The following is an 11,696-nucleotide window of genomic DNA, read 5'->3' on the forward strand; positions in this document are numbered from 1 at the left end:
GAGTTACGTCCCATTTGTCGCATCGCCGATCCGGCGCACGCCCGGCCGTTGCTCAGAGCTGGATGTCCTCCAGCATCTCCGTGACCAGCGCCGCGATCGGCGAACGCTCCGAGCGGGTCAGCGTGATGTGGGCGAACAGCGGGTGCCCCTTCAGCTTCTCCACCACCGCCACGACGCCGTCGTGGCGGCCCACCCGCAGGTTGTCCCGCTGCGCCACGTCGTGGGTGAGCACCACCCGCGAGCCCTGGCCGATCCGGGACAGCACCGTGAGCAGCACGTTGCGTTCCAGTGACTGGGCCTCGTCCACGATCACGAAGGCGTCGTGCAGGGAGCGCCCGCGGATGTGGGTGAGCGGCAGCACCTCCAGCATCCCCCGGGAGATCACCTCCTCGATCACGTCCGGGGTGGTGACGGCGGAGAGGGTGTCGAAGACCGCCTGCGCCCAGGGGCCCATCTTCTCCGACTCGGATCCGGGCAGGTAGCCCAGCTCCTGGCCGCCGACCGCGTAGAGCGGGCGGAACACCATCACCTTGCGGTGCTGCTGGCGCTCCAGCACGGCCTCCAGGCCGGCGCAGAGCGCCAGCGCCGACTTTCCGGTGCCGGCCCGGCCGCCCATCGACACGATGCCGATCTCCGGGTCGAGCAGGAGGTCCAACGCGACCCGCTGCTCGGCGCTGCGCCCGCGCAGCCCGAAGGCCTCCCGGTCACCGCGCACCAGCCGCACCCGGCCGTCCCCGGCCACCCGGCCGAGAGCGCGGCCGCGCTCCGAGGTGAGCACCAGTCCGGTGTGGACCGGCAGCTCCTCGGCGCCCTCCACGTCCACCGCCGCGTCGTGGCCGGCGCCGAACAGCGCGTCCACCTGGTCGCCGGAGACGTGCAGCTCGGCCATCCCCGTCCAGCCGGACGTAGAGGCGAGTTCGGCCCGGTACTCCTCGGCCAGCAGGCCGACCGAGCTGGCCTTGATCCGCAGCGGCAGGTCCTTGGAGACGACGGTGACGTCGTACCCCTCCGCCTGAAGGTTGCGGGCCACCGCGAGGATGCGGGTGTCCGCCTCGCCGCCGCCGATGCGGTAGCCGGCCGGCAGGATCGACGTGTCCGAGTGGTTCAGCTCCACCCTGATCGTGCCGCCGAGTTCGCCCACCGGGATCGGCTCGTCGAGGCGGCCGTACCGGATGCGGTAGTCGTCGAGCAGGCGAAGCGCCTGACGCGCGAAGTAGCCCAGCTCGGGGTGGTGGCGCTTGGCCTCCAGCTCGGTCACCACCACCACCGGCAGGACGACCTCGTGCTCCTCGAAGCGCGTCATGGCGAGGGGGTCTGCCAGGAGCACGCTGGTGTCGAGAACGTACGTGCGCCGGTCTGGTGTCCGGCGGCTCTTGGAACTGACCACTAGGCCTCCAGGGCGGATGACCCTGCGTCACCCGCGGCATACCGGCCCCCGCGGCCCCGGCGGCCTGGGTACCGGTCTGATCCGAGTATTCCCAGGCGAGGGGTGGTGCATTCGCGCCGGAGCGAACTGACGGATCATTCCTGGTGAACGTTTGCCCCGGCCGCCGCCGGGTACGTCAGCATGTCGGATCCCGCACGGCCCGTCAGGCCCGGAACGCCGGGATTCAGAGCCCCAGCCGCCGGTTGCGCTGCTGGAAGTCACGCAACGCCCGCAGGAAGTCCACCTTGCGGAAGGCCGGCCAGTACGCCTCGCAGAAGTAGAACTCGCTGTGGGCGCTCTGCCAGAGCAGGAAGCCGGACAGGCGCTGTTCGCCGGAGGTGCGGATCACCAGGTCGGGGTCGGGCTGGCCCTTGGTGTAGAGGTGCTCGGCGATGTGCTCGACGTCGAGGATCTCGGCGAGCTCCTCGATCGAGGTGCCGCGGCCGGCGTGCTCCTGGAGGAGCGAGCGGACGGCGTCGGCGATCTCGTGCCGGCCGCCGTAGCCGACCGCGACGTTGACCGTGATGCCGTCGATGTGCGCGGTGTCCTGGGCCGCCTGCTTGAGGACGCCGGCGGTCTTCGGCGGGAGGAGGTCCAGTGCGCCGACCGGGTTGACCTTCCAGCGGTGCGCGGCGGCGAGGCCGGTGACGGCGTCCTCGATGATCCCGAGCAGCGGGACGAGCTCCTCGGCGGGCCGGGAGAGGTTGTCGGTGGAGAGCATCCAGAGCGTGACGACCTTGACGTGCGTCTCGTCGCACCAGCCCAGGAACTCGCTGATCTTGTCGGCACCACGCTGGTGCCCGTAGGCGGTGGTGCCCCCGGTGGCCTTGGCCCAGCGGCGGTTGCCGTCCAGGATCACACCGACGTGGTGGGGGGTACGGGCGAGGTGCACCTCGACCCGACGGCCGTAGAGGCCGTACATACCGTCGAGCAGGGTGCGCAGACCCGGCGTGCGTTCGACGACATCGCGCAGACCCATGGTTTTCCGGCCCCTCCGTGCTCATTCACTTGGGGTGCGTACAACCCCGCGGCGCAGCCTACTCCCGCCTGGTCTCCGACGGTAAAGCCGCAGGTCCCGGTCCGATCACGGTCGGGCGTCGCGGGTGGCCCCGGAGGGTGGGCGCCAGATCACGGGTACTGGGTCGGGTCGGATACGGAACGGTCTCCGCTTCCTTAAGGGATTCGTAAGTCGGCCCTGGATGCTTGACGATCCCTATTGGTCTAGTCCAGCTTGTGTGCCAGGGCGAGTGACTCCCATCACCACCCCAACCCCCACGAGCAGTTCTGCGGACCTTCCCTCCCCCACAACCGCGGCCGCCGCGCCCCCCACCGCGGCGGCCGCTCCCTCCTCCCACAGGAGCGACGCCACCATGGCCCGTACGCTGAACCAGCCCGCGCACAAGCGCCGGCGCACTCTGCCCGCCCTCGCGGCCGGCACCACGGCCCTCGCCCTGGCGGGCACCGGTCTGGCCCTGTTCGCCGGTGGCGCCAGCGCCGCCGTCGGCAACGTGGCGGTCAACGGCGGCTTCGAGAGCGGCCTGTCCGGCTGGACCTGTACCGGCACGACCGCCGCGGTCGGCTCCCCGGTCCACTCGGGCAGCGGCGCGCTGCTCGCGACGCCCGGCGCCGGTGACACCGCCGAGTGCCGCCAGACCGTCTCGGTGCTCCCCAACACCAGCTACACGCTGGCCGGCTGGGTCCAGGGCCCGTACGTCTACCTCGGCGCCAGCGGCACCGGCGGCACCGACCCGAGCACCTGGTCGGCCCAGAGCAGCTGGAACCAGCTCAGCACCAGCTTCACCACCGGCGCCTCCACCAGCAGCGTCACCCTCTACGTGCACGGCTGGTACGGACAGGCCGCCTACAGCGCCGACGACATCACCCTGACCGGCCCGGCCGGCACCGCCTCGCCGAGCCCCTCGCCCACCGCGACGGCCTCGCCGACCCCCACCGCCTCCCCCACCGCGACGGCCTCGCCGACCGCCACCAAGTCGCCGACCGCTTCGCCGACCGCCACCGCCTCCCCCACCGCGACCGCGTCGCCGACCGCCACCGCGACGGCCACCCAGCCGCCCGTGACCGGCCTGCCGAAGCACGTGCTGACCGGCTACTGGCAGAACTTCGACAACGGCGCGACCGTCCAGAAGCTCAAGGACGTCCAGAGCGCGTACGACATCATCGCGGTGTCCTTCGCCGACGCGACCACCACGTCCGGCGGGATCAGCTTCACGCTCGACCCGAAGCTCTCCACCGCGCTGGGCGGCTACACCGACGCCGACTTCAAGGCCGACATCGCCGTCAAGCACGCGGCCGGCAAGAAGGTCGTCCTCTCGGTCGGCGGCCAGAACGGCGCGATCAGCGTCGCCAACTCCGCCGCCGCGACCACCTTCGCCAACAACGCGTACGCGCTGATCCAGCAGTACGGCTTCGACGGTGTCGACATCGACCTGGAGAACGGCGTCGACGCCACCTACATGGCGCAGTCGCTGCACACCCTGGCGGGCAAGGTCGGCTCCAACTTCGTCCTGACCATGGCCCCCGAGACGATCGGGATGTACAGCACCTCCGGCAACTACTTCCAGCTGGCGCTGAACGTCAAGGACATCCTGACCGTCGTCAACACCCAGTTCTACAACTCGGGCGGCATGAACGGCTGCGACGGCAAGGTCTACAACCAGGGCACCGTCGACTTCATCACCGCCCAGGTCTGCACCCACATCCAGGGCGGCCTGCGTCCCGACCAGGTCGGCATCGGTGTCCCGGCGTCCGCCAAGGGCGCGGGCAGCGGCTACGTCTCCTCGGCCCTGGTCGACAACGCGCTGGACTGCCTGGCGACCGGCAACCACTGCGGCAGCTTCGTCCCGCCGGCCAAGTGGCCGACCATCCGCGGCGCGATGACCTGGTCCACCAACTGGGACGCTGCCAACGGCAACGACTTCTCCAACACCGTGGGCAGCTTCGTCCACAACATGCCGTAACTCCCGGGCGCGCCACTCCTTGAGGGAGGAGCCGGCGCGCCGCACGGCGGGGCCCGCCGCACCGACCAGGTGCGGCGGGCCCCGTCCGCGTGTGCGCCCGGGGCGGGGCGCGGCCGATGCGGCCCGGGCACGGACCTCAGCCCTGGGCGAGGACGATCGCGAGCAGCGTGCCGACCAGCATGAAGGGGCCGAACGGCAGCTCGATCCCGCGCGCCGGGCGGCGCCGTGCCCAGGCCGCCAGCGCCCGTGCCGTGCCCCAGAGCCCGGCCGCCGCGGAGGCCAGGAAGAGCGCCGTGAACGCGGTGCCCCAGCCGTACCGGCCGAGCACCGCGCCGAGCGAGAGCGCGAGTCTGGAGTCGCCGCCGCCCAGCAGGCCGAACCAGGCCGGCACCTCGAACAGCAGACCGGCCGCCAGGGCCACCCAGAGGCAGCGCACCGACGCCCCCGGCGTCCCCGCCACGAGCGCGGCCAACGGCAGGAGGACGGCCAGCCCGAGGCCGAGCCGCAGCGTCAGCGCGTCCGGCAGCCGGCGCACCGCGCCGTCCACGAAGCCGAGCACCACGCCGAACCCGGCCGTCCAGAGCAGCGGCAGGGCGTCCGGCGCCCCGGCCGCCACCGTCCACAGCACGGTCGCCCCCACCGCCGCCGCCACCGCCTCGACCTGCCCGGTGCCGGGGCCGAGCCGCCCGCCGCACCCGGGGCAGCGCCCGCTCGGCGGCAGCGCCCGTACCGCCCGCGCGCAGTGCGGGCAGGCCGCCTGCAGCGCCTCCCCGTACGGGACCGCGTGGCGCACCACCACCCCACGCAGCAGCGGCGCGAGTGCCGCTCCGGCCACCGCGCCCGTCACCGCCAGGATCACCGCTCCGTTCACCGCTCCCCCTCCTCCGGATCGTCGAGCGGCCCCCACCGCAGGGCCGCGAAGGGTGGCGTGAGCCGTCCGCCACCTCCGTTAGAGTCTGGTGCTTTGCGATTCGCACCAACCACGGGGGACACGTCTTGACGTCCGTTCAGAACATCCTGCGCGCAGCCGTTCCGGCCGCCGCACTCGCCCTGCTGCTGACCGGCTGCGGGCCGGACAACAACGGTGGACCGGGTGGCGACGCGGCCGCGGGCCCGGCCACCGGCACACCCGCCGCCACGGCGGTCGCCGACCCGAGCGGCGCCGTCACCGGTGGCGGCGCCGACGGCGGCTCGACGGGCGGCCCGGGCACGGCGGCGGGTTCGGCGGCGCCCGCCGGCGCCGACGCGGCCGGCGCCGGCACCTACGCGAGTCCGCTGGGCGCGAGCGCGACCGGTCACTACGTGGGCAAGGTGAAGGCCGACCTCACCCCGGTCTCCCTGGTCAAGGTCGGCGCGGCCGATCTGGCACCGCTGAACATCCCGGCCGCGGACCTGGCGGGCCGGACGCCGTACTACCTGACCATGTCGTTCACCAACCGCTCCGGCGCCACGGTGGCCGACAACTACTTCATGCAGCGGGTCCGGCTCACCGCCGACGAGCAGGACACGGGGGTGCTGGCGGCCGCGGTCGCGCCCGGCAGGTCCGCGGCGGCCTGCAACGCCGGCGCGAAGGCGCCGTCGCCGGCCGACGGCCAGAGCCAGAAGTCGTGCAGCGTCTACCTCTTCCCGGCCGGCAGCACGCCGAAGTTCATCAGCTACGGCTCGATCATGGACGACCACCCGCTGGTCTGGAAGGCCTCCTGACCCTGCCTCCGCGGTGGGGCCGGCCCGCCCGGCCGGCCCCGCCGCCGGTCCGGCGCGGCCGCTCCCCGGCGGCCGTTCGCGGCGACGCGTGTCCACGTGGCAGACGACACGCGACCGCGCGGGGCCCGGACCCGTAAAGTAGGCAGGCATGCAGGTGATCCAGTCCAGCAAGCTCGCCAATGTCTGCTACGACATCCGCGGCCCGGTGCTCGACGAGGCGATGCGGCTGGAGGACCAGGGCCACCGCATCCTCAAGCTCAACACGGGCAATCCGGCCCTGTTCGGCTTCGACGCGCCCCCGGAGATCCTCCAGGACATCCTGCGCAACCTCTCCACCGCGCACGGCTACGGGGACTCCAAGGGCCTGCTCTCCGCCCGCCGGGCCGTGGTCATGCACTACGAGGAGCGCGGCCTGCACGGACTCGGCGTCGAGGACGTCTTCCTCGGCAACGGTGTCTCGGAGCTGATCCAGCTCGCGATGACCGCCCTGCTGGACGACGGCGACGAGGTACTCGTCCCGGCGCCCGACTACCCGCTGTGGACGGCCTCGGTCAGCCTGGCCGGCGGCACCGCCGTGCACTACCGCTGCGACGAGCAGTCGGAGTGGTACCCGGACCTCGCGGACATCGAGTCCAAGGTCACCGACCGCACCCGGGCGATCGTGGTGATCAACCCGAACAACCCGACCGGTGCGGTGTACCCGCGCGAGATCCTCGAGGGCATCGTCGAGATCGGCCGGCGCCACCAGCTGGTGATCTACGCGGACGAGATCTACGACAAGATCCTCTACGACGACGCCGAGCACATCCCACTGGCCACCCTGGCCCCGGATCTGTTCTGCGTCACCTTCAACGGGCTCTCCAAGGCCTACCGGGTGGCGGGCTTCCGCTCCGGCTGGATGGTCCTCTCCGGCGACCGGCAGCGGGCCGGCAGCTACATCGAGGGCCTGACCGTCCTGGCCTCGATGCGGCTCTGTGCCAACATGCCGGCCCAGCACGCGGTGGCCGCCGCGCTCGGCGGACGGCAGTCGATCAAGGACCTGATCCTGCCCGGCGGCAGGCTGCTGGAGTCCCGGGACGCCGCCTACCGGATGCTCAACGACATCCCGGGCGTGAGCTGCGTCAAGCCCAAGGGAGCGCTGTACGCGTTCCCGAGGCTCGACCCGAACGTGTACAAGATCAAGGACGACGCCCAGATGGTGCTCGACCTGCTGCGCTCGCAGCGGATCCTGCTCGTCCAGGGCACCGGCTTCAACTGGCCCGAACCGGACCACTTCCGCCTGGTCACCCTGCCGCGCGCCGAGGAGATCACCGACGCGGTCACCCGGATCGGCGACTTCCTGAGCGGGTACACCCAGCCCTGACGGGCCGTACGACGACGGGCCGCTCGACGGGCCGTACGACGACGGGCTGAACCTCGACGGGCCCGAGCACGGCCGCGGGCCGACCCGGCGACCGAGCGGCCGCGGCCGGAGTCCCGGTCCGGACGATCACCCGACTCGGTCGGGGCGGGTGATCGTCCGGCCGGGGCTCCGGCCGCAGCCGTCACGTGTACGGCATCACGTGTACGGCGTCAGGTCGACGGCGTCACGTGTACGGCGTCAGGTCGACGGCGTCAGGCGCACGGCATCGTCCGCACGCGGTGCCCGGCTAGCCGAGGCGCTTGACCAGTGCCCGGTACTCGTCCCACAGCGCGGTGGGCGTGTGCTCACCGAAGAGCTCCAGGTGCTCCGGGACGAGCGCGGCCTCCTGGCGCCAGATGTCGGCGTCCACGGTGAAGAGCAGTTCGCGGTCCTCGGCCGACAGCTCCAGGCCGGACAGGTCGAAGGCCTCCTCGGTCGGCAGCACGCCGATCGGGGTCTCGACGCCCTCGCCGGTGCCCTCCAGCCGCTCGACGATCCACTTGAGGACCCGGCTGTTCTCGCCGTAGCCCGGCCAGACGAACTGCCCCGCGCCGTTCTTGCGGAACCAGTTCACGTAGTAGATCTTCGGCAGCTTCGCGGCGTCGGCCTGCGCACCCAGCTCCAGCCAGTGGCCGAAGTAGTCGCCCATGTTGTAGCCGCAGAAGGGCAGCATCGCGAAGGGGTCGCGGCGCAGCTCACCGACGGTGCCCTCGGCGGCGGCGGTCTTCTCGGAGGCGATGTTGGCGCCCAGGAAGACGCCGTGCTGCCAGTCGAAGGACTCGGTCACCAGCGGGACGGCGGTGGCGCGGCGGCCGCCGAACAGGATGGCCGAGATCGGCACGCCCGCCGGGTCCTCCCACTCCGGGGCGATCGTCGGGCACTGCGCGGCCGGGACGGCGAAGCGGGCGTTGGGGTGGGCGGCCGGGGTGCCGGACTCCGGCGTCCAGTCGTTGCCGCGCCAGTCGGTGAGGTGCGCCGGGGGCTCGTCGGTGAGGCCCTCCCACCACACGTCGCCGTCGTCGGTCAGCGCGACGTTGGTGTAGACGGTGTTGCCCCAGAGCGTCTCGATGGCGTTGGCGTTGGTGTCCACGCCGGTGCCGGGGGCGACGCCGAAGAAGCCCGCCTCGGGGTTGATGGCGTGGAGCCGGCCGTCGGCGCCGAAGCGCATCCAGGCGATGTCGTCGCCGATCGTCTCGACCGTCCACCCCGGGATGGTCGGCTGGAGCATCGCGAGGTTGGTCTTGCCGCAGGCACTCGGGAAGGCGGCCGCGACGTACTTCGCCTCGCCCGTGGGCGGGGTCAGCTTCAGGACGAGCATGTGCTCGGCCAGCCAGCCCTCGTCGCGGGCCATCGTGGAGGCGATGCGCAGCGCGTAGCACTTCTTGCCGAGCAGGGCGTTGCCGCCGTAGCCGGAGCCGAAGGACCAGATCTCGCGGGTCTCGGGGAAGTGCGAGATGTACTTGGTGCTGTTGCACGGCCACGCGACGTCCGCCTGGCCCTCGGCCAGCGGGGCGCCGAGGGTGTGCACGGCCTTGACGAACTCGCCGTCCTCGCCGAGCTGGTCGATCACGGCCCGGCCCATGCGGGTCATCACGCGCATCGACACGGCGACGTAGGCGGAGTCGGTGATCTCGACGCCGTACGCGGCCAGCGGGGAGCCGACCGGGCCCATCGAGAACGGCACCACGTACATGGTGCGGCCCTTCATCGCGCCCTTGAAGAGCCCGTTCGCGCCGCTGAAGAGCTCCCGCATCTCGGCGGGGGCCTTCCAGTTGTTGGTGGGGCCGGCGTCCTTCTCCTGCTCGGAGCAGATGTAGGTGCGGTCCTCGACGCGGGCGACGTCCGTGGGATCGGAGGCGGCGTAGTAGGAGTTGGGCCGCTTCTCGTGGTTGAGCTTCTTGAAGGTGCCCTGGGCCACCAGGAGCTCGGCGAGGCGCTGGTACTCCTCCTCCGAGCCGTCGCACCACTCGATGCGGTCGGGCTGGGTGAGCTCCGCGATCTCGCTCACCCAGGCCAGCAGACGCTTGTGGCGGGTGGGCGCGGATGCGCTGAGAGCAGAGTTCTCGTACGACACGATCGCTCCGTTTCACGCCATCTCGGCACCGAGACGGCGTAGCGGGGGTTTGAGGGTGCTTGCAGCGTAGCTCCGGCTTTCGAGCGTGAACACGGCACCTCGGCAAGTTTGACGCTACTTTTACTCCATTCCGGCTGATTACTAGCCGGTAATCCAGCGTTCACGTCTCGCTTGGAGCGTTCGATTCACGAGGGCAAACACTCCACAATGTCCAAGAGTGATGAGCACCACTTTCTACGTGCCAGTAACCTACGGAGCCGTAGGTAGCATGTTGCGCATGACAGCTGAGCAGACCCCGGCCCTCGAAACGCTCGCGGCGGAGGTCAAGCCGAAGTGGCGTGGATGGCTGCACGCCGGGATGTTCCCGGCCTCGGTCGCGGCCGGCATCGTGCTGATCTGCCTGGCCGGCTCGACGACCGCCAGGATCGCGTGCGCGATCTACTCGGTGAGCGCGTGGCTGCTGTTCGGCGTCAGCGCCGTGTACCACCGCTTCACCTGGGGCGCTCGGGGCGACGCCGTACTGCGCCGGCTCGACCACGCGAACATCTTCCTGATCATCGCGGGCTCCTACACGCCGTTCACCATCCTGCTGCTGCACGGCGGCCGGCAGCAGACCCTGCTCTGGCTGGTCTGGGGCGGGGCGCTGGCGGGAATAGCGTTCCGGGTCTTCTGGGTCGGCGCCCCGCGCTGGCTCTACACGCCCTGCTACCTCGCCCTCGGGTGGGCGGCCGTCTTCTTCCTGCCCGACATGATCCGCACCGGCGGCGCCGCCGTGATCACCCTCATGATCGTCGGCGGCGTCCTCTACAGCCTCGGCGGCGTGGTGTACGGGCTCAAGCGGCCCGACCCGTCACCGCGTTGGTTCGGGTTCCACGAGGTCTTCCACGCCTTCACCCTCGGCGCGTTCATCGTGCAGTACGTAGGCGTCTCGCTGGTGGCCTACAGCGTCGCGAGCTGAACCGACGGGGGCGTGGGCCACGCCGGCCCGCTTCGCCGCCCGGGCGCCCAGCGCCTCGTGCGCCCGCCGACAGCGCTCGCAGTGCGCCGGATCCGGCCGGTCTCCGCCGGGCCGGCGCACCCCCCGCGGGAGCCGGATCCACGCCCCCCGGCCGTTCGCCAGCCGGAAGCGGCGCGCCACGTAGGTCATCACCAGCAGCACCTCGACACCCGCCACCCCCAGGACGAGCCCCGCGCCGCTGAGCAGATAGGCCGCGACCACGGCCAGTGCGGCGGCCACCACGATCGCGGCGCCCCACAGCTGCGCCCCCGTCGAACCGTTGTCCGGCATCGGCTTCCCCTCTCCGTGCGGGCTCGTGGTCGGCTCCGGCCGCCCCACCCCTTCCGCCTTCGACATCACCTCGGTCGCCATTGACCCAGTGCCACATGGTATCTACCGACCGTGATCCGGGGGCCACCCGGGACGGCGAACGGGGGATCAACGCTGCGTCAATTTCCTGTGTGCGGCCAGTATTTGTCGTTTGATCACACTCTGTTACGAGGGGATCGTCGGCAGGCACCCCGGCGTCCGGCGCCGGTTCCGGCGCCGGACGCGGCCCCTGAGCAGCGGCGATCCTCCGGCCGCGGCGGCCGAGGCCCCTCCCCGCCACCGAGAACTGCCACCGAGAGCCGCCACCGAGAGCCGCCACCGAAAGCTGCCAGGATCTGTGCATGGAGATCCGTCGCATCACGCAGGCCGAGGACGTCCGGTCCGCCGGCCACCTGTTCGACTCACCGCCCCGGCCGGAGGCGACCGCGCGCTTCCTCGCGGACGAGCGCCATCACCTGCTGATCGCCTACGCGGACGACGTCCCGGCCGGCATGGTCACCGGTGTCGAGATGACGCACCCGGACAAGGGCACCGAGATGTTCCTGTACGAGCTCGGCGTGGACGAGCCGTTCCGCGGACGCGGGGTCGGCCGGGCCCTGGTGTCGGCGCTCGCCGACCTGACCCGCGAGCGCGGCTGCTACGGGATGTGGACGATCACCGAGGAGGACAACGAAGCGGCGCTCGCGACGTACGAACGCGCCGGGGGCTCGCCGGAGGGGGAGCAGGTCGCCCTCGTCTGGACCTTCGACCGGCCGTAGGCCGGGCAGGTGGCCCTCACGCGTGCG

General features: G+C 71.6%; 10 protein-coding genes. 5 read left to right on the plus strand and 5 right to left on the minus strand.

The genetic code is table 11. The annotated features are described in order from the left end of the window. Positions 1 to 52 precede the first annotated feature (52 nt). Positions 53 to 1,387, minus strand: coding sequence for a PhoH family protein (locus OG823_RS13575; RefSeq protein WP_371479764.1), 1,335 nt, complete (start codon positions 1,385 to 1,387; stop codon positions 53 to 55). Between the two features lie 223 nt (positions 1,388 to 1,610). After that, a complete protein-coding gene (locus OG823_RS13580; protein WP_371479765.1) occupies positions 1,611 to 2,405 on the minus strand; it encodes an isoprenyl transferase in 795 nt (264 codons plus the stop codon). 391 nt (positions 2,406 to 2,796) lie between these two features. Here OG823_RS13580 and OG823_RS13585 point away from each other — a divergent pair, with 391 nt between their 5' ends. After that, positions 2,797 to 4,404, plus strand: coding sequence for a chitinase (locus tag OG823_RS13585; protein WP_371479766.1), 1,608 nt, complete (start codon positions 2,797 to 2,799; stop codon positions 4,402 to 4,404). A gap of 136 nt (positions 4,405 to 4,540) precedes the next feature. Here the strand turns inward: OG823_RS13585 and OG823_RS13590 are convergent, their stop codons facing one another. Then, positions 4,541 to 5,275 carry a prepilin peptidase gene (locus OG823_RS13590; RefSeq protein WP_371479767.1) on the minus strand — a complete coding sequence of 245 codons (735 nt, stop codon included), beginning with the start codon at positions 5,273 to 5,275 and terminating at the stop codon, positions 4,541 to 4,543. Between the two features lie 125 nt (positions 5,276 to 5,400). On the opposite strand from OG823_RS13590, the gene OG823_RS13595 reads away from it, so the two are divergent. Together OG823_RS13595 and OG823_RS13600 are read left to right on the plus strand one after the other, a co-directional pair. After that, positions 5,401 to 6,108, plus strand: a complete 708-nt coding sequence (locus OG823_RS13595; protein WP_371479768.1) for a hypothetical protein — start codon at positions 5,401 to 5,403, stop codon at positions 6,106 to 6,108. Between the two features lie 148 nt (positions 6,109 to 6,256). Then, positions 6,257 to 7,471, plus strand: a complete 1,215-nt coding sequence (locus OG823_RS13600; protein WP_371479769.1) for a pyridoxal phosphate-dependent aminotransferase — start codon at positions 6,257 to 6,259, stop codon at positions 7,469 to 7,471. 286 nt (positions 7,472 to 7,757) lie between these two features. On the opposite strand, the gene OG823_RS13605 is transcribed toward OG823_RS13600, so the two are convergent. Further along, on the minus strand, positions 7,758 to 9,584 hold the full coding sequence (locus tag OG823_RS13605; protein ID WP_371479770.1) for a phosphoenolpyruvate carboxykinase (GTP): 1,827 nt from the start codon (positions 9,582 to 9,584) through the stop codon (positions 7,758 to 7,760). Positions 9,585 to 9,852: 268 nt separating this feature from the next. Between OG823_RS13605 and OG823_RS13610 the strand changes: the two genes are divergently transcribed. After that, positions 9,853 to 10,542 (plus strand): hemolysin III family protein, encoded by a 690-nt coding sequence (locus OG823_RS13610; RefSeq protein WP_371479771.1) that lies wholly within the window; start codon positions 9,853 to 9,855, stop codon positions 10,540 to 10,542. Here the strand turns inward: OG823_RS13610 and OG823_RS13615 are convergent. Beyond that, positions 10,435 to 10,953 carry a hypothetical protein gene (locus OG823_RS13615; RefSeq protein WP_371479772.1) on the minus strand — a complete coding sequence of 173 codons (519 nt, stop codon included), beginning with the start codon at positions 10,951 to 10,953 and terminating at the stop codon, positions 10,435 to 10,437. The two genes, OG823_RS13610 and OG823_RS13615, sit on opposite strands and share 108 nt — an antisense overlap. A gap of 299 nt (positions 10,954 to 11,252) precedes the next feature. On the opposite strand from OG823_RS13615, the gene OG823_RS13620 reads away from it, so the two are divergent. Then, a complete protein-coding gene (locus tag OG823_RS13620; RefSeq protein WP_371479773.1) occupies positions 11,253 to 11,669 on the plus strand; it encodes a GNAT family N-acetyltransferase in 417 nt (138 codons plus the stop codon). Positions 11,670 to 11,696: the final 27 nt, after the last annotated feature.

Source organism: Kitasatospora sp. NBC_00315 (genome assembly GCF_041435095.1).
Classification (GTDB): Bacteria; Actinomycetota; Actinomycetes; order Streptomycetales; family Streptomycetaceae; genus Kitasatospora.